Here is an 18,854-nt window from a genome sequence, read left to right on the forward strand (position 1 = left end):
GGGCTTAGGGGTTGATATAACCGTGAGGATACGGCGTCTTCGGTTTCGTGATTAGGGCATCCATCCAGTCTGTGTCCAGTGGGCTTATGGTCTTGTTGCCGTCCACTATTTTTATGCCATCACGCTCCCATTGCGTCATGACCGCTTTCAATTTTTGCGTGTACTCACGAGCGGGGCTGGCAATGCCTGCCCACGGGTCGACAATCCAGGCATCCGCCCACTCAGGTTCCGAGAAGTCGACCGTTGCTGCAGGTAGCCCGGAGGGGCCGCCCACCACAGTGAATGCGTGAGCATCTGAGGCTGCCCATTCGTAGGCATTGCCACCACTCTTTTTGATGATGTCCCTCGAAAGCAGGGCCATTTCTCCGCAATTGCCGGCGCCGGCTTTCATAATCATGTCAGAGCGATTCCGCGCACTGCTGGGAATGCTTCGACGCAACCATGCGAGGGTCTGGCTGGCTGCGTCTGCTCGTGCAATATCCGATGCTGAGCGTATCTGGTTGCCTGGGCCTAGCCCGGTGGCCGTCATGGAACGGGTTACCGTGTCTTTTACCTGCTGCGCCAGGAGTTTGTTTTGCTGCTCGGCTGTTAACGTCGAGAAGTTCGATGGCGTTGTCAGAGCGGTTACTTGATTTGGCTTCAGGGCGATATTCGCCTTGCCAATCGCTTCGCTACGTTGCAACTGATAGAGCACCTCGCGCTGTTGCTCCTTCGTCATGCTTTTAACGAAAGCACCTAACTCATCGACATCTTTTTTCTGGTAACCCAAACGCTTCAACTCTTCCAGCGCCGAGTCCAGTTTGGGCAGGGCGATGAATTCGGCATCCAGTGGTGTTCTGGACACGCCTTGGCGGATGCTGAATTTATTCCGATAGCCATTTACGAGTGATAGGTCGTTGGGTGTGGTTTTAAAGAATGTGAGTTCACCGGATGCCGTGGTATTCAGTTTCGCGTAATAGAACTCCGCGGTGTCCGCCTCGATCACCAGGTACTTTTCGGTGTCGCCAGGCGTTCGACCGTTAACGATGACCGCGCGAACTTCGCGCTTGTCGTCACAGATATCGCTGATGCTGTTGAGCTTGATTACACGCGTTTCCTGGTTCAGTGCTCCGTTGGTTTGCCCAGCGTAAAAGCCAAACTGTGGATCATGTTTGATGCTGCCGGTTATCTGCGATTTGTAGGTGATGCGCTTGTTGTCCTGAGTCGGGTGAAGTTGAGGCCCCATTTCGCTTTCAATCACTTGGCAGCGGCGTCGTTCGAAGACGACAAATTGATCCTTTCTGAAAAGCTTCCGCGGTGAGGGGAACAAGCGTACATGCTCAAGTGCTTGTAGCTCCTGAGTCAATTCGTTGGGAGTGTTCTCAATGATTTTGGAGAAGCACGTGTCATTGGCACCGCGTTTGGCTCTGCCGCCAACGGAGGGTGCCTCACAGATCGCTTCGAACTTATCCAAGGGCTTAAAGTGGTCGGCCGACTCCAGGTCGGTGAGCACATTGGGATTTCGGGCATCGTAACGGTATACCTTGCCGTCATTGACCAGGTCGAAGCCATTGGCGCGAGGCAGGGTATATGCATCGGCGGCCAGGGGCTTTTCAGTTACCAGGGCTTGAGTGCCGCTTGAGAAAGTCTCTTGGCGCAGGGGGGCTGATGTATCCGAGATAAAACCCTCCAGGGCGGGGCCATAAGCCGCCTGTGTCTTGGCGTCGTAGGCGTACCATTCACCGTCCTGGAATACTGTGGTGACCTTGACTTGGTTCTGGGTGTTGGAACGTATGACTCTGCCGTCGGCCATGTCTGCCGTTTGCTCTGCAATGCGGCTATCCTGCATGCGGCTCAATGTGTTGATCGAATTCGAGGTACTGGCGGCGGTTACATCCTTGAGTGCAATGCTTTCGGCTTCTTCTGCTCCGAACTTCTCGACAAACTTGCCAGAAACCTTGGCAATGGCCCACGCAGCACCTGTTTTTGCTAGCGCCCATATTTTCCCAGCGCCTTCAGTGGCCACGTAGAGCGCGATATCAATGAGTAGATCACCCGCCGCTTTGGCGTATTCACCGTGGTAAATATCTTCAAGGCTGCTGCCGCCTGGAAGGGCACGTAAAAGGCCTTTGAAGAAGTCGCTGGGTTCTACTCCCTGTTCAACTGCATTATGCAACCCACGGTGGATAGCGATGAAGGTACTTTTGCGCAGGTAGGCCGTGTCAACCAGCACCTTGGCGAGGTCCTCCATCCTCTCGCCGTCGTAAACGGAGGATGCGTCACTTGCAGGGCGTTCAAGGAAGAGCCTTTCACGCAACTCAGGGCGTTTGTCGTCGTCAGCACGCTCGATGAGGATGAATTGCTCGCTTACCCTCAATACAACATCGGAGGTGACACCCTGTTTGGGCTCTGTCCCGTTTTTGAGCGCGTCCATGTCGATGGCAAGGCTGACTTTTTCGTCTAGCGGCGTTAATGGATCAATGTCGGGGATTTTGACGATTTGCCCAGTTGCCGGATAGACCGCGAAATCCCTCCTCACGCCTTCGTAGACGGAGGTTATGATGATGCCACTGGCGGCACCTTCCACTTGCAGAAGTTCCACCGCTCCAAAGTTAAGGCTATTGCGCTCTTCCAGCGGCAACTTGCTGAGCATATCTTTGAACAGGGAAATCTTACTGGCCCTGCGCTGGGTGAAGTCTGGCTGGATGGCTTTGTCGAATTGCTCGTTGATATCTGGCAACTCATGTGCCTTTTTGCGCAGGTCTTCGAAGTTCAGACCTGGTTGGCCTGTACTCCAACTTTCACCCAGGCGGCCGGCCTCATAGACCTCGACGATGCTTGCGTTAATGCCGGAAAAGAGCCCGCCCGCGACCTTTTCCCATAGGACCCGGCTCTCAAAATCGATGGCCGAGCCAAACTGCTCTTTCAGTGCCGCCAGGGCCATGGCCCTTCTGCTCGGCGGTTCGACGGTTCGCAGGTAACGCTTGGCTTGCGAGGTCTCATTGATCTGTGTATCGAGTTTTTCCTGGCTGTCGTTCAGCTGATCGAGGCTATATTCGTCGTTGTTGTTTTTCCCAAGATGGTTATTGATGACGGCCCAATCAATCACCGGGTTCAGTTGGGCGACGGCCTGCAGGCGGTTTTCCTCTGCTGAAATGGGCTTGATGTTATGAAAGTCCATGACCTGCTGGTAAGTCATGTTCGCGCTGGCACCGGCGACTATCAGTTCGATTCGATTTACCGCACTTGAAAAGTTGACCCATTCTGGGGAACCGAACTTCAACGTCGACGGTATGTCTTTGACCAGCAAATGTGGCGCGGCACCGGACATCAATAGGCGTGTGACTGCCGGACGAAGGTTGGTCGGGACCTGTTGGGTATCAGCCAGATGTTGGCTTAAAAGCTCACTGAGCTTGCCAGCGCCTAAGCCCCAGTTCGCAGGCCACATGAAGTCGAAACCTGCAACGCGATTGCGCTGGGTGCCGGCCGTTGGATCAAGCTCTAGTACAAGCGCGGTCAATAGCCATTGCTTTAGGCTGGTTGGGGTAGCAGCGCCCTTCATTGCGGTTTGCAAGTGTGTGGCGAGCTCCAGGGCGATGTCACTGGAGAGGAGTTGTTGCAGTGCCTGATCTGGGTTGCTGCTCAGGTTGGAAACGCCGGAACTCAAGAAGCTGAGAAGGGTGCTGTGGCTTCCAACAGACGTTTTGAGGAACTCACCCACCGCGCTGCGTTGCTCGGCACTCAACGGTAAGTCCGTGGACAAGAAGCCCCATTGGTTGCCTAAGGGAGGTGCCTGCGGGATCTCGGTTTGCAACGCCAGCAACAAGTTATCGACCTGTGCAGCCGACGTCGCACCGTACCAGCCGTGGTCTGACAGAAACTTCTGGAGTGTCGTGGTGCCCTTGGGCTGGTGGCTGGAGTCCGGATCCACCGTAAAGCGGGTTGTGGCGTCGTTATCAACATTCCCGAATTTAAGCTGATGAATCAGCGCATGCCTGTCATTGCTGTCGCCTAACGCGGTTTTGCGCTGGTTCAGCCAGCTCACGATTTTCCCTGGGTTTTCAGGTGGCGTTGGAAACTCCAATGTTCGGCCCATCAGCTCCGTGTGTCGCGTGAACGCCTCGCTGTCGTAGTCGGTACTGATGGAATAGAAATTGGCCACCCACTCAAAGGATGCGCTGCTGTCGTTGGCCTGAGCCAGCGTGATCGGTTTTCCGTGTGCGGTGAATGCCTCGGCAGCGGTCAACACTGGCGTGAGCACGTCAAAATGCTCTGCCGGGTATTTTTTCGTGAAGTCAGTGGCGGTAAAACGCTGTTCAACACCACCGACCTTGCCAATCAGAGCGTGGTCCGTTGGGTCAAAGCGTAAGGAACTCAGGTCAATGCCCTGTTTCGCGGCCCACTCGGTAAAACCGCTGCTCTTCAGGGCTTTGTCCAAGTAAGCCAGCCATTGTCCGAACAGGCTGTTGGCCGGGATCGGTTCAATCTTTTTTGATGCAGGTGGGGTCGGGTCGCTCTTGAGCTCAAGCATCACGCGATGCGTAGTGCCGACCAGTTCGGCTTCGGCACGTGCCAAGGTGTCTTCTGGCGTGTCGGGGCTTGGTGCCGCGTTTATGGGCGGTGCGGGGTTGGTCTGTGGCACGTTGGCCTTGGCTGCTGCCGCCAGGGTTTCAAGCGGCGTAAGGTGCAGTGGTTTTCCAGTGAGTTGCAATATGACGGCCTGCTGCGCCGCGCGTACGCTCAGCGAGCGGGCATCGTCAGTGGGCGTGCCGACCAATGCCTTGAAGCCGTCGACTTGAGTGATTTTGGCACTTCTGCGCAGACTCGCTTCGTGCACTCTTCGCGCCCAGCCAGGCTTAGGGAAGTCATTTCGAGGCAGTCCTTCTTCCGCGTAAAAACGGAGCACTTCTGAAACCTCTGCAGAACGTGCGTTGGGGTAGTAGACGTAGTCGCCTGAGCCTGTCGCCATACGTTCTACCGCCGGTTGTACTTGCGGCCAGACGTCGGACCAACCGGAGAGGCCGTTCAAAGCGAAGGTGGTTTCGACGCCATTGACTTTGCCTATCAAGGTTCCGTCCTCCGAAATGATCCGGACGCTCGACACGTCAAGGTTTTGTTCTTTTGCGAACGCCGTAAAGGCAACGCCGTTCAGCGCCTCCTTGAGGTTGTTACGTACGAGGTTGAAGGTCGAGTACTCGGGCAGTTCTTCAATCGTGAATCCTGACAACGTGCCAATCGCTTGGCTGCTCAGGCGGGCCAGGGCTTGATCGGCGTCCTTGATTTTTTGTGCCGCCGACGCGGGCTCGAAATCTGCCAGTAGACGGTTCAACCGGGAAGGTGGCAGGTTTGCAACCTGTTGTTTGGCGTCCCTTTGGCGCTGCTGGACTGGGCCGTATTGAGCCGCGTAGTAGCTGTCGGTATTACTTATCGAACTGAAGTTTCTCTCGCTCATCAGCCGATCAATCGCCATTAGCGTGTCGTCACTGTTGAAGCGGCTGTTGCGCTCCAGATAAAAGCCTGCGACGTTCGCCGCTGGTGCGTGCCCTCGGTCGCTGAACGTGATGTCCCCGCGCATTTTGTTCGACGCGGTCAAAACGGCAGATGAAGCGTTCGCCCATTCGGGATGTTGTGTCAAAGAGAAACTGAAGGTTTGGTTGTGTCTGCGCCCAGTCAGGTCTCCATTGGCCTTGATGACAAGACTTGAAATATCAATACCTTTGGTTTGGGCAAAGGTCTTGAAAGGCTCCGCGTCGAGTGCGTCAGCCAGTTCGTTCCAGGCAAGGCCGAACGTTGAGCTGGGCGGGATGGCAATTGGGGCTGCACTAGCGAGGCTGTATGGGGTCGCATTCACCCGAATGCGGATCAGATGATTGGCGAAATTAATCGCCAGTTGGCTGTCGCTGTCTTCAACCAAGGCATTGGCGAACTGCTGGACCGCAGTGTCGCCGGCGTTTTGCGCAGGGGCGGCATTGCCCAGTTCTCGGCGCACTCGAGAAAAACCATGGCCGTTGTTAGGCATGGCGCGCGACGGGTTTTGGAGTATTTCGTCAATAAGCTGGGTGTAAGTTTTTTGCGGATTGAGCGCGCTTGGCTGGTTCAGGAGCCGCTCGACTTCATTGTGCAGCACTTTTTCGTCTGTGAGTGACTTACCAGAGCCCTGTACCAACTGACTGATCTGTTCGGCCAGACTTGGCTGCTCTTCTGTCACCGTATAGCTGAGCAGATCAAGGAGCCGCTGCGGCGCGTGTTTGGGCATATTTGCCGCGTATTCGGGCTGCGAGCGCTCCATTTGCCCGTTTTGACGTGCCTGAAAAAGTCCGACGACTTTGGCGGCCGCCGGGTTCTCAGGCGCCGCGTGCAGGCTTTGTCTTGTAGGTTCCGAGGGCGTAACAGAGGTGGTTAAGCGAGAGCGGTGAACTCTGGTCATTAGTCGAGCGCCTTATGCCTGCGTGTGAAAAATACGCCACCCAACGAATGAAAAAGAAGCGTTGGGTGTGTGCTCACTCTGTGGCTTGGCTATTTAAAGGGTTCCATTGCGTGAAGGCAGCGATCTAAAGGCCTGATTTGTAGCCGTTTGCTTGTGTCGTAAGATGCTGGCCGCGGTTTTCTTCGGTGAGCCGTTGCACTGCCAGGCGCCGGTAGTGGGAGGGTGTCATGCCCTTGAGTTGCTGAAAGCGCCGGTTGAAGTTGGAGATGTTATTGAAGCCCGATTCGAAGCACACATCGGTCACGGCCTTGTCGCCGTCGGCCAGCAACTCGCAGGACTTGCTGATGCGCAGCCGATTGACGAATTCGATAAACGTGCGTCCGGTGGCCTGTTTGAATACCCGCGAAAAGTACGTGGGCTTCATCCCCAGATAATCCGCCACTTCTTCAAGTGGCAACTCGCGCGCGTAGTGGGCAAAGATATAGTCCACTGCGCGGTTGGTACGGTCGATGCTGTGTTCATCGGCCAGTTGCGGCGTGGTCACTCCGGAGAGCAATTGGTAGTCCTCACACGCACTCAACACGTCCAGCAGGATAAAGAAGTGCCCCAGGCGCGCCATGCCCTGGGTGTCCTCGATGCGCTGCATCAAGGTCATGGCCTGGGCGATGGTTTTTTTGCAGCGGAATTCGATGCCGTACTGCGCGCGCTCCAGCAGCGGCGCCAGGGTCTTGAGTTCGGCGAAGATGTGGCTGCCTTGCTCGAACAGCTCATCAGTGAAATTCACCAGCATGTCACGCTTGGGCACCACCTCGTTTTCCTCCACCTGGCTGATCCAGTTGTGGGGCAGGTTGGGACCCGTGAGAAACAGGCTTTCCGGGTAAAAGTTGCCGATGTAGTCGCCGATGAACACCTTGCCGGAGCTGGCCACGATCAGGTGCAGCTCATATTCTTTGTGGAAGTGCCAGCGCACCAGCGGGCAGGGGAAACCGTGCTGGCGATAGATGATGGACAGGCCGTTGTGGTCGTCCATCAGTTCGTAGGAAGGGTCGGTGATACGCGTTGCTCGGGTCATGCTGCCGTCGCTTTATTGTGGTTGCTGCGTAGGATAATGCCCCGTCGCGCGCGCCCTCGCCAGCGCTGGTGTTTATAAGAGGCGGTTTTTCGCCTCGATCCACTGGGACATGTACTGCGTACTTTTATGGGCGTGGTGGCGCAGCATGCTGCCAGTGAAGTTGTCCCGGCGGTGGGCAGCCAGGTTGCCGCGACAGTGTTCCAGGCACGCCACCAACGCCGGCCCGTGGGTGGCCGCGTTGTAGCGTCGGGCCAGCAACCGGCGGCCGTCTTCCTGGGCCTGGGTCCAACGTTCACGATCCTGATACAGCGCCACGGCGGCGGCGGCCAGGGCGGGGGCGCTGTGTTCGATCATGCCAGGCCACGGCTGATCATCACCCATGGCTTCGGCGCCGATGGGCGTGGTGATGTTCGGTGTGCCGCAGAGCATCGCGTCCGCCAGTTTGCCCTTGATGCCGGCACCGAAGCGCAGGGGCGCCAGGCAGATACGCGCGGCGGCCATGACTTGCAGGGCATCTTCGGCCCAATTCATCACATGAAAACCCTGCGCCGGGTTGTGCAATGCCGTGGCCTTGGGCGGGGTATAGGACCCGTAGATATGCAGCTGCGCGCCGGGCAATTGCTGGCGAATCAGCGGCCACAGGCTGTTTTTCATCCATAACACCGCATCCCAGTTGGGCGCGTGGCGGAAGTTGCCGATGCTGAGGAAGTGCGCACGGTCTTCAAACGGCACGAAGGGCTCGGTCGGCGGCTGCAACATCAGCGGGCACCAGTGGAGCAGGGCGGCGGGTACCTTGAATTGCTCGGTGAGCAGCCGCGCTTCCACGTCCGAGATCATCAGGCTGATGTCACAGCGGTAGATCGCGGCAATCTCGCGCTTGGCGATGTCCGTATCGGCCATCAGCTGGAATTCATCATCCAGCGCCGGCGCGAACAGGGCGCTGAAATCCTCGCTGTGGGGATGGGCTTTGAGGTGATCCTTCAGACGCTGCTGGCGCGCGTCGCGCAGACTCTGCAGGTCACAGGTTTCCAGCACCCGCAGGGCATCGGGACAGTGCTTCTCAACGCGCCAGCCGAACTGTTCCTCCATCATGAAACGGTCGAACAGCACGATATCCGGCGCCAGTTCGCGGACAAAATCATCGAAGCTGCTGTTATTGAGTTCTATGGCACATTCGGCGATGCCCAGTGCAGTCAAGTCGGCCTTGTGTTCGCCAATAGTGGCGGGGCTGCTGAAGGTGATATCCCAACCTTGCGTAAGAAAACTCTCAAGAATTTGCATCATATGCCCGCCGGCGGCCGAGGAACGGGGTTCCGGCCAGACGTATCCAATGACCAGGACTTTGGTGGCAGGGGCATTCATCGACATCGTTTTCCTTGAGGGGCAGGGCGCAAAGCGCGCAATTAAACCATAACCGACGACATGACAATTTATGTTTGGCGGTAGGTAGCGAACGTACTTTGTGGTTAACTTCGGCCTCTCGAATTCGTTAAACCCAAATCAGCATAAGGATTCCGTTCATGGCTCAAGTCACCCTTCGTGGTAACCCTGTCCAGGTTGAAGGCGAATTGCCGAAAACCGACACCCAAGCCCCTGATTTCACCCTGACTGCCGGCGATCTGTCGGACGCGACCCTGGCGACCTTCGCCGGCAAGCGCAAAGTGCTGAACATCTTCCCAAGCGTCGACACCCCGACCTGCGCGACCTCGGTTCGCAAGTTCAATGCCCAGGCCAACGACCTGAGCAACACCGTCGTGCTGTGCATTTCCTCTGACCTGCCGTTTGCCCAGAAGCGTTTCTGCGGCACTGAAGGCCTGGACAATGTGCTGAGCCTGTCGGACTTCCGCAACGCTGACTTCGCGGTCGACTACGGCGTTTCGCTGGCTGACGGTCCACTGCAAGGCTTGACCGCCCGCGCCGTGGTGGTATTGGACGAGAACAACAACGTGCTGCACAGCGAACTGGTGCCAGAAATCGGCCAAGAGCCAAACTACGAAGCAGCCCTGGCTGTTTTGAAGTAACTGTTCCGGTACGTTACTGTCGTTTTGCAGTAACACGCTTGATGCATGATTGCGGCCTGGCCTAGTCCAGGCCGTTTTTATTGGTAGCTCAGATGCTTAGCGAAACGGCCGATGAACTAAGGTCAGAAGTTAAAAGTTGTAAGCCCAAGGTAAATAGCCGGTAAAGGCGCTTTTCTAAATGCGCCCCAGTGCTTATCTTTCAGCCTCCCAAAGAAGAAGCTCTCGCGCCCAATGGTTGATCACTCCATGCAATCCTCCCCCCGTAAGTCCCGCCGCTGGCTGTTCGGCCTGCTTGTGCTGCTGGTTATTGCCGGCCTGTGCTGGAAGTTCTGGCCCGCCAGCCACAAGGATGCCGCCGCGCAGGCGCCAGCCGGACGTGCCGGCAAGTCGGGGATGATGCGCCCGGGTTTCGGTGGCTCTACCGGCCCGGTGCCAGTGCGTGTGGCGCCTGCGGTGCTGGGCGAATTCCCGGTGTACTACAAGGCGCTGGGCACGGTTACTGCGCTCAATACCATCAATGTGCGCAGCCGGGTGGGCGGTGAGTTGGTAAAGATCGCCTTTGAAGAAGGCCAGATGGTCAAGGCCGGTGACCTGCTCGCCGAGATCGACCCGCGCAGTTACCAGAACGCCTTGCTCCAGGCCCAGGGCACGCTGATGCAGAACCAGGCCCAGCTGAAAAACGCCCAGGTCGACGTGCAGCGTTACCGCGACCTGTACGCCCAGGACAGTATCGCCAAGCAGACCCTGGACACCGCCGAAGCGCTGGTCCTGCAATACCAGGGTACGGTCAAGACCAACCAGGGTGCGGTGGATGACGCCAAGCTCAACCTCGAATTCACCAAGATCCGTGCGCCAATCAGCGGCCGCGTCGGCTTGCGCCAGGTCGACGTCGGCAACCTGGTAGCAGCCAACGACACCACGTTCCTCGCCGTTATCACTCAAACCCAGCCGATCAGCGTGGCCTTCACCTTGCCGGAGAGCACACTGGAAACCGTGCTCGCCCGCTACCACGCCGGCAACAAGCTGCCCGTGGAAGCCTGGGACCGTGGCGACGTGAAGCAACAGGCTACCGGCGTGCTGCAGAGCCTGGACAACCAGATCGACGTCACCACCGGCACCCTGAAATTCAAGGCGCGCTTTGATAACAAGGACCAGGCGCTGTTCCCCAACCAGTTCGTCAATGTGCACCTGCTGGCCGACACCCTGCATAACGTCGTGCTGGCGCCGTCGGCGGCGATCCAGTTCGGCAACACCGGCACCTTCGTCTATGTGCTCGACGGCGATAAGAAGGTCAAGGTGCAGCCGCTGGTGGTGGGGGATACCGATGGCGACAACACCGTGATCAAAGAGGGCCTCAAGGCCGGCGATCGCGTGGTGCTGGAAGGCACCGACCGCTTGAAGGACGGCAGTGAAATCGAAGTGGTCAACGACAGCAGCGAAGTGCCGACCACCCCGACCGAGCACCTGCAAGGCAAGCCCGCGGCGAAAGGGGAGACCGGCACCACTGCCGGCAAGGCGCAAAAGGTCGGTTCATGAACCTGTCGCGGCTGTTTATCCTTCGCCCGGTCGCCACCACGCTGAGCATGCTGGCCATTGTGTTGGCCGGCATCATTTCGTATCGCTTGCTGCCGGTGTCGGCCTTGCCCCAGGTGGATTACCCGACGATCCGCGTGATGACCCTGTACCCCGGCGCCAGCCCCGACGTGATGACCAGTGCGGTCACCGCGCCGCTGGAACGCCAGTTCGGGCAAATGCCCGGCCTTACGCAGATGGCCTCCACCAGCTCCGGCGGTGCGTCGGTGCTGACCCTGCGCTTCAACCTCGACATCAACATGGATGTCGCCGAGCAGCAGGTGCAGGCCGCGATCAACGCCGCGACCAACCTGTTGCCCAAGGACCTGCCGGCGCCGCCGGTGTACAACAAGGTCAACCCGGCGGATACCCCGGTACTGACCTTGGCAATCACCTCCAAGACCATGCTGCTGCCCAAGCTCAACGACCTGGTCGACACGCGCATGGCGCAGAAAATCGCGCAGATCAGCGGCGTCGGCATGGTCAGCATCGCGGGCGGCCAACGCCAGGCGGTGCGCATCAAGGTCAACCCCGAGGCCCTGGCGGCCAATGGCTTGAACCTGTCGGACGTGCGTACCCTGATTGCCGCGTCCAACGTCAACCAGCCCAAGGGTAATTTCGACGGCCCCACCCGCGTGTCGATGCTCGACGCCAACGACCAATTGGTCTCGCCCCAGCAATACGCCGAACTGATCCTGGCCTACAACAATGGCGCGCCGCTGCGCCTGAAAGACGTAGCCCAGATCGTCGACGGCGCCGAAAACGAACGCCTTGCCGCCTGGGCCAACGAAAACCAGGCTGTGCTGCTGAATATCCAGCGCCAGCCGGGGGCCAACGTGATCGAGGTGGTGGACCGCATTAAGGCGCTGTTGCCGAGCATCACTGACAACCTGCCGGCCGGCCTCGACGTAACGGTACTCACCGACCGCACCCAGACCATCCGCGCCTCGGTCAAAGACGTGCAGCACGAATTGCTCATCGCCATTGCCCTGGTGGTGATGGTGACGTTCCTGTTCCTGCGCCGGGTCAGCGCCACGATCATTCCTTCCATTGCCGTGCCGCTGTCCCTGGTGGGCACCTTTGGCGTGATGTACCTGGCGGGGTTCTCCATCAATAACCTGACGCTGATGGCCTTGACCATCGCCACTGGTTTTGTGGTGGACGATGCCATCGTGATGCTGGAGAACATCTCCCGTTATATCGAGGAAGGCGAAACGCCGCTGGCCGCCGCGCTCAAGGGCGCCAAGCAGATCGGCTTCACCCTGATTTCCCTGACGCTGTCGCTGATCGCGGTACTGATTCCGCTGCTGTTCATGGCTGACGTGGTAGGGCGGCTGTTCCGAGAGTTCGCCATCACCCTCGCGGTGGCGATCCTGATTTCCCTGGTAGTCTCGCTGACCCTCACGCCCATGATGTGCGCGCGCTTGCTCAAGCGCGAACCCAAGATCGAGGAGCAAAGTCGCTTCTACAAGGCCAGCGGCGCCTGGATCGATTGGTTGATCGCACGTTACGGCAGCATGCTGCAGTGGGTGCTCAAGCATCAGCCGCTGACCCTGCTGGTGGCCATCGCGACCCTGGGCCTGACCGTGTTCCTGTACCTGATCGTGCCCAAGGGTTTCTTCCCGGTGCAGGACACCGGCGTGATCCAGGGTATTTCCGAAGCGCCACAGTCGATTTCCTTTGCGGCCATGAGCCAGCGCCAGCAGGACCTGGCGAAGATCATCCTGGCCGATCCCGCTGTGGAAAGCCTGTCTTCCTACATTGGTGTGGACGGCGACAACGCCACCCTCAACAGCGGGCGCCTGCTGATCAACCTCAAGGCCCACGGCCAGCGTGACCTGAGCGCGGCCCAGGTGATCACCCGCCTGCAGCCGGAAATCGACAAGCTGGTGGGCATCCGTCTGTTCATGCAGCCGGTGCAGGACCTGACCATCGAAGACCGCGTGAGCCGTACCCAGTACCAGTTCAGCATGTCTTCGCCGGACGCCGAGTTGCTGGCATTGTGGAGTGACAAACTGGTCCACGCGTTGAGCCAGTTGCCTGAACTCACTGACGTCGCCAGCGACCTGCAGGACAAGGGCTTGCAGGTGTACCTGGTGATCGACCGCGACGCGGCTTCGCGCCTGGGCGTCAGCGTATCGACCATCACCGACGCGTTGTATGACGCCTTCGGCCAGCGGCAGATCTCCACCATCTACACCCAGGCCAGCCAGTACCGCGTGGTGTTGCAGGCCCAGTCCGGCGAAACCCTCGGCCCGGATGCGCTGAACCAGATCCACGTGAAAACCACCGACGGCGGCCAGGTGCGCCTGTCCAGCCTGGCCCGTGTGGAACAGCGCCAGGCGCAATTGGCGATTGCGCACATCGGCCAGTTCCCGGCAGTGATGATGTCGTTCAACCTGGCCCCCGGCGTTGCGCTGGGCAAAGGTGTGGAGCTGATCAACCAGACCCAGAAAGACATTGGCATGCCGGTGGGCGTGCAGACTCAGTTCCAGGGCGCGGCCCAGGCCTTCGAAGCCTCGCTGTCGAGCACTTTGCTGCTGATCCTGGCGGCGGTGGTCACCATGTACATCGTGCTGGGTGTGCTCTACGAGAGCTATATCCACCCGATCACCATTCTCTCGACTTTGCCGTCGGCGGCGGTGGGGGCCTTGCTGGCGTTGCTGCTCAGCGGCAATGACCTGGGCATGATCGCGATCATCGGCATCATCTTGCTGATCGGTATCGTCAAGAAGAACGCGATCATGATGATCGACTTCGCCCTCGATGCCGAACGCAACCAGGGCCTTGACCCGCAGACCGCGATCTACCAGGCGGCGCTGCTGCGCTTCCGGCCCATCCTGATGACCACGCTGGCCGCATTGTTCGGCGCGGTGCCGTTGATGCTCGCCACCGGTTCCGGTGCGGAACTGCGTCAGCCGCTGGGGCTGGTGATGGTGGGTGGCCTGTTGGTGAGCCAGGTGCTCACCCTGTTCACCACGCCGGTGATCTACCTGTACTTCGATCGTTTGGGCCGTCGCTGGCGCAAAGAGCCGCAAAGCCTGGAGCCGGTTGAGTCATGAACCTGTCCGGACCCTTCATCCGCCGGCCGGTCGCGACCATGCTGCTGAGCCTGGCGATCCTGTTGCTGGGCGGCGTGAGCTTCAACCTGTTGCCGGTGTCGCCGCTGCCGCAGATCGACTTCCCGGTGATCGTGGTGTCGGCCAGCTTGCCCGGTGCCAGCCCCGAGGTGATGGCGTCTACGGTGGCGACGCCGCTGGAGCGCTCGTTCGGCGCGATTGCCGGCATCACCACCATGAGCAGTTCGTCGAGCCAGGGTTCTACGCGGGTGATCCTGGCGTTCGACTCCGACCGCGATATCAACGGCGCGGCGCGGGAAGTGCAGGCGGCGATCAATGCCTCGCGCAACCTGCTGCCCAGCGGTATGCGCAGCATGCCCACCTACAAGAAGATCAACCCGTCCCAGGCGCCGATCATGGTGCTGTCGCTGACCTCGGACGTGTTGCAAAAGGGCCAGCTGTACGACCTTGCCTCGACCATTCTGTCGCAGAGCCTGTCCCAGGTGCCCGGCGTCGGTGAAGTGCAGATCGGCGGCAGCTCCTTGCCGGCGGTGCGTATCGAGCTCGAACCCAAGGCCCTCGACCAGTACGGCGTGGCCCTCGACGATGTGCGCAACACCATCGCCAACGCTAACCAGCGCCGGCCCAAGGGTTCCCTGGAAGACAGCCAGCGCAACTGGCAGATCCAGGCCAATGACCAGTTGGAAAAGGCCAAGGACTACGAACCGCTGCTGATCCGCTACCAGAACGGCGCGGCGCTGCGCCTGGGCGACGTGGCCAAGATCAGTGACGGCGTGGAAGACCGCTACAACAGCGGTTTCTTCAACAACGAACCGGCGGTGCTGCTGGTGATCAACCGCCAGTCTGGCGCCAACATCATCGAGACGGTCCGGCAGATCAAGGCGCAGTTACCGGCGTTGCAGGCGGTGCTGCCGTCCAGCGTCAAGCTGAGCCTGGCCATGGACCGCTCGCCGGTAATCACCGCGACTCTGCACGAAGCCGAGATGACCTTGCTCATCGCCGTGGGCCTGGTGATCCTGGTGGTGTACCTGTTCCTCGGTAACTTCCGCGCCTCGCTGATCCCCACCCTGGCGGTGCCGGTCTCATTGGTGGGCACTTTTGCGGTGATGTACCTGTACGGGTTCTCGCTGAACAACTTCTCGTTGATGGCGTTGATCCTGGCCACCGGTTTGGTGGTGGACGATGCCATCGTGGTGCTGGAGAACATTTCGCGGCATATCGACGAGGGCGTGCCGCCAATGAAGGCAGCGTACCTGGGGGCCCAGGAAGTCGGCTTTACCTTGCTGTCGATGAACGTGTCGCTGGTGGCGGTATTCCTCTCCATCCTGTTCATGGGGGGGATTGTCACCAACCTGTTCCGCGAGTTTTCCATCACCTTGTCGGCGGCGATCATTGTGTCGCTGATTGTTTCGCTGACCCTGACCCCGATGCTCTGCGCGCGCTGGCTCAAGCCGCATGTGAAGGGCGAGATGACCGGTTTGCAACGCTGGAGCCAGAAGGTCAACGACCGCATGGTCGCCGGCTACGCCACCAGCCTGGACTGGGTGTTGCGCCATCGACGCCTGACCTTGCTCAGTCTGTTGCTGACCATCGGCATGAACGTGGCGCTGTATGTGGTGGTGCCGAAGACCTTCATGCCCCAGCAGGACACTGGCCAGTTGATCGGTTTTGTGCGCGGTGATGACGGGCTGTCGTTCAGCGTGATGCAGCCGAAAATGGAAACCTTCCGCAAGGCGGTGCTCAAGGACCCGGCGGTGCTCAGCGTGGCCGGCTTCATTGGCGGCAACAACGGCACCAACAATGCGGTGATGCTGGTGCGCTTGAAGCCCATCAGCGAGCGCAAGATTTCCGCCCAGGCGGTGATCGAGCGTCTGCGCAAGGAGGTGCCGCTGGTGCCGGGCGGGCGGTTATTCCTGATGGCCGACCAGGACCTGCAATTCGGCGGCAGCCGCGACCAGACCAGCGCGCAGTATTCCTACATCCTGCAAAGCGGCGACCTGGCGGCATTGCGCCTGTGGTACCCGAAAGTGGTGGCGGCCTTGCGCGAGCTGCCAGAACTCACTGCCATCGACGCCCGTGAAGGCCGGGGCGCGGCGCAGGTCACGCTGATTGTCGACCGCGACCAGGCCAAGCGCCTGGGCATCGACATGAACATGGTCACGGCGGTGCTCAACAACGCCTACAGCCAGCGGCAGATTTCCACCATCTATGACAGCCTCAACCAGTACCAGGTGGTGATGGAGGTCAATCCCAAATATGCCCAGGACCCGATCACCCTCAACCAGATGCAGGTGATTACCTCCACGGGCGCACGGGTGCCGCTGTCGACCATTGCCCATTATGAGAACAGCCTGGCCGACGACCGCGTCAGCCACGAAGGCCAGTTCGCCTCGGAGAACATCGCGTTCGACATGGCCCCCGGCGTGACGGTGGAGCAGGGCACCGCCGCTATCGAACGGGCGATTGCCAAGGTCGGCTTGCCCGAAGACGTGATCGCCAAGATGGCCGGTACCGCCGATGCCTTTGCAGCCACGCAGAAGGGCCAGCCGTTCATGATCCTCGGCGCGCTGGTGGCGGTGTACCTGGTGCTGGGTATTCTGTATGAAAGCTACATTCACCCGCTGACCATCCTCTCGACCTTGCCGTCGGCCGGTGTCGGCGCGATGCTCGCGATCTACCTGACCGGGGGCGAATTCAGTCTGATTTCCTTGCTGGGGCTGTTCCTGCTGATCGGCGTGGTGAAAAAAAACGCGATCCTGATGATCGACCTGGCCTTGCAGTTGGAACGCCACGATGGCATGAACCCGCTGGAATCAATCCGCAGCGCCTGCCTGTTGCGTTTGCGCCCGATCCTGATGACCACCCTGGCAGCCATCCTCGGCGCCTTGCCGTTGCTGCTGGGCGCGGGCGATGGTGCGGAAATGCGCCGTCCGTTGGGCCTGACGATTATCGGCGGCCTGGTGTTCAGCCAGGTCCTGACCCTTTACACCACCCCGGTGGTCTACCTCTATCTCGACCGCGCGCGCCATCGCTTCAACAAATGGCGCGGCGTGCGTACCGATGCTGCCCTGGACACTGCGCTATGACCGATTCAACTCACGCCAATGCACCACGTCCGCGCGATTCAACGACTCCCGGCGTACCGCATTCCCCTGTAGGAGCCGGCTTGCCGGCGATAAACGCCCAGGCACCACGTACCTCCCGGTTGGGCGCGTTATCGTTGGCGACCTTCGCGAGCAAGCTCGCACCTACGGTGGGGTTGGCGTTGTTGCTCAGCGCCTGCGCCGTTGGCCCGGACTACCACCGGCCAGAGGTCATCGAGCCGGCGCAATTCAAGGAAGCCCAAGGCTGGCGCCAAGCCACCCCAAGCGACTCCCTGGCCCGTGGCGCCTGGTGGGAACTGTACGGCGACCGTCAGCTCAACGACCTGGTAGTACGCCTGAACACGTCCAACCAAACCGTAGCCCAGGCCGAAGCACGCTTCCGCCAGGCCCAGGCCCTGGTGCGCAGCTCCCGGGGCGCGTTTTACCCGACTGTCGACCTGAGCGTCGGGAAAACCCGCGCCAGCCAGGGCACCGGCAGCAGCAACGCGAGCCTGAGCAGCTCCAGCAGCGGCATCCGCGACACCCTCAATGCCCAGTTGGGCGTGAGCTGGGAAGCGGACATCTGGGGCAAATTGCGCCGTGGCTTGGAAGCCAATGAAGCCAGCGCCGAAGCCAGCTCGGCGGATTTGGCGGCGATGCGCCTGAGCCAACAATCGGAACTGGTGCAAAGCTACCTGCAACTGCGCGTCATGGATGAACAAACGCGCTTGCTGCAAGCCACGCTGGAGACCTATCAGCGCTCCCTGCAAATGACCGAAAACCAATACCGTGCCGGGGTTTCCGGCAAGGACGCGGTGGCCCAGGCACAAACCCAGCTCAAGACCACCCAGGCCAGCCTGATCGACCTGATCTGGCAGCGCGCCCAGCTGGAAAACGCGATTGCAGTGTTGATCGGCGAAGCGCCGGCCAACTTCAACCTGGCGGTGAGCAAGGACATCCCGGCACTGCCGCAGATTCCAGTGAGCCTGCCATCGCAACTGCTGGAGCGCCGCCCGGACATCGCCTCGGCCGAACGCTCGGTGATTGCCGCCAACGCCAACATCGGCGTGGCCAAGGCCGCCTACTACCCGGACCTGAGCCTTAGCCTGGCCGGTGGTTACTCCAGCAGCACCTACGCCGACTGGATCAGCCTGCCGAACCGCTTCTGGTCGGTGGGGCCAAAACTGGCCATGACGTTGTTTGACGGTGGCCAACGGTCAGCGGAAGTCGACCGCACCATCGCCAGCTACGACGAGACTGTCGCCAAGTACCGCCAGACCGTGCTGGATGGTTTCCGTGAAGTGGAAAACTACATGGTGCAGCTCAAGGTGCTGGAAGACGAGGCGGTGGTCAGCAATGAAGCACTGGACGCCGCCCGTGAATCGTTACGTCTGACCCAGAACCAATACAAGGCGGGGCTGATTGCCTACCTGGATGTGGTCACCACGCAAGCCACAGCCCTGAGCAACGAACGCACGGTATTGACGTTGCTGCAGACACGCCTGGTGGCCAGTGTGCAATTGATCGCGGCATTGGGCGGTGGCTGGGACGGGCAGACGCCGATTGCCGAGAAAGACTGACTCTGCAACGCCGGTCATCTGTAGAAGCCGGCTTGCCGGC

At 59.7% G+C, this 18,854-nt stretch carries 8 protein-coding genes; 5 read left to right on the forward strand and 3 right to left on the reverse strand.

Annotated features, from left to right (window positions below):
• Window positions 1–4: 4 nt before the first annotated feature.
• From WH299_RS21550 to WH299_RS21560, 3 genes are all read right to left on the reverse strand, one after another.
• Entirely contained in the window at window positions 5–6,406 is a 6,402-nt protein-coding gene (locus tag WH299_RS21550; RefSeq protein WP_339551244.1) for a hypothetical protein, read from the reverse strand.
• A gap of 124 nt (window positions 6,407–6,530) precedes the next feature.
• The gene (locus tag WH299_RS21555; RefSeq protein WP_339551245.1) at window positions 6,531–7,478 is read right to left on the reverse strand and encodes an AraC family transcriptional regulator; all 948 of its coding nucleotides are present in this window, start codon (window positions 7,476–7,478) and stop codon (window positions 6,531–6,533) included.
• A 72-nt stretch (window positions 7,479–7,550) separates the two neighbouring features.
• The gene (locus WH299_RS21560; RefSeq protein WP_339551247.1) at window positions 7,551–8,840 is read right to left on the reverse strand and encodes a glycosyltransferase; all 1,290 of its coding nucleotides are present in this window, start codon (window positions 8,838–8,840) and stop codon (window positions 7,551–7,553) included.
• A gap of 158 nt (window positions 8,841–8,998) precedes the next feature.
• Between WH299_RS21560 and tpx the strand changes: the two genes are divergently transcribed.
• The 5 genes from tpx to WH299_RS21585 all read left to right on the forward strand — a co-directional run bounded on the left by tpx (window position 8,999) and on the right by WH299_RS21585 (window position 18,814).
• Window positions 8,999–9,499: a thiol peroxidase gene (gene tpx / locus WH299_RS21565; RefSeq protein WP_126571629.1), complete on the forward strand. Its 501-nt coding sequence runs from the start codon at window positions 8,999–9,001 to the stop codon at window positions 9,497–9,499.
• Window positions 9,500–9,730: 231 nt separating this feature from the next.
• The gene (locus WH299_RS21570) at window positions 9,731–11,035 is read left to right on the forward strand and encodes an MdtA/MuxA family multidrug efflux RND transporter periplasmic adaptor subunit (protein WP_126571628.1); all 1,305 of its coding nucleotides are present in this window, start codon (window positions 9,731–9,733) and stop codon (window positions 11,033–11,035) included.
• On the forward strand, window positions 11,032–14,133 hold the full coding sequence (locus WH299_RS21575) for an MdtB/MuxB family multidrug efflux RND transporter permease subunit (protein ID WP_123477178.1): 3,102 nt from the start codon (window positions 11,032–11,034) through the stop codon (window positions 14,131–14,133). The genes WH299_RS21570 and WH299_RS21575 overlap by 4 nt, the downstream gene beginning before the upstream one ends.
• Window positions 14,130–17,237, forward strand: coding sequence for an efflux RND transporter permease subunit (locus WH299_RS21580; RefSeq protein WP_122727516.1), 3,108 nt, complete (start codon window positions 14,130–14,132; stop codon window positions 17,235–17,237). The genes WH299_RS21575 and WH299_RS21580 overlap by 4 nt, the downstream gene beginning before the upstream one ends.
• Window positions 17,234–18,814 carry an efflux transporter outer membrane subunit gene (locus WH299_RS21585; RefSeq protein WP_122554762.1) on the forward strand — a complete coding sequence of 527 codons (1,581 nt, stop codon included), beginning with the start codon at window positions 17,234–17,236 and terminating at the stop codon, window positions 18,812–18,814. Before WH299_RS21580 ends, WH299_RS21585 begins: the two co-directional genes overlap by 4 nt.
• Window positions 18,815–18,854: the final 40 nt, after the last annotated feature.

Source organism: Pseudomonas sp. MYb541, assembly GCF_037479595.1.
GTDB lineage: Bacteria > Pseudomonadota > Gammaproteobacteria > Pseudomonadales > Pseudomonadaceae > Aquipseudomonas > Aquipseudomonas canadensis.

Bases quoted from the DNA above. Each gene is read 5' to 3' on its own strand.
- WH299_RS21550 (WP_339551244.1), bottom strand. From the start codon at position 6,406: ATGACCAGAGTTCACCGCTCTCGCTTAACCACCTCTGTTACGCCCTCG.
- WH299_RS21555 (WP_339551245.1), bottom strand. From the start codon at position 7,478: ATGACCCGAGCAACGCGTATCACCGACCCTTCCTACGAACTGATGGAC.
- WH299_RS21560 (WP_339551247.1), bottom strand. From the start codon at position 8,840: ATGAATGCCCCTGCCACCAAAGTCCTGGTCATTGGATACGTCTGGCCG.
- tpx (WP_126571629.1), top strand. From the start codon at position 8,999: ATGGCTCAAGTCACCCTTCGTGGTAACCCTGTCCAGGTTGAAGGCGAA.
- WH299_RS21570 (WP_126571628.1), top strand. From the start codon at position 9,731: ATGGTTGATCACTCCATGCAATCCTCCCCCCGTAAGTCCCGCCGCTGG.
- WH299_RS21575 (WP_123477178.1), top strand. From the start codon at position 11,032: ATGAACCTGTCGCGGCTGTTTATCCTTCGCCCGGTCGCCACCACGCTG.
- WH299_RS21580 (WP_122727516.1), top strand. From the start codon at position 14,130: ATGAACCTGTCCGGACCCTTCATCCGCCGGCCGGTCGCGACCATGCTG.
- WH299_RS21585 (WP_122554762.1), top strand. From the start codon at position 17,234: ATGACCGATTCAACTCACGCCAATGCACCACGTCCGCGCGATTCAACG.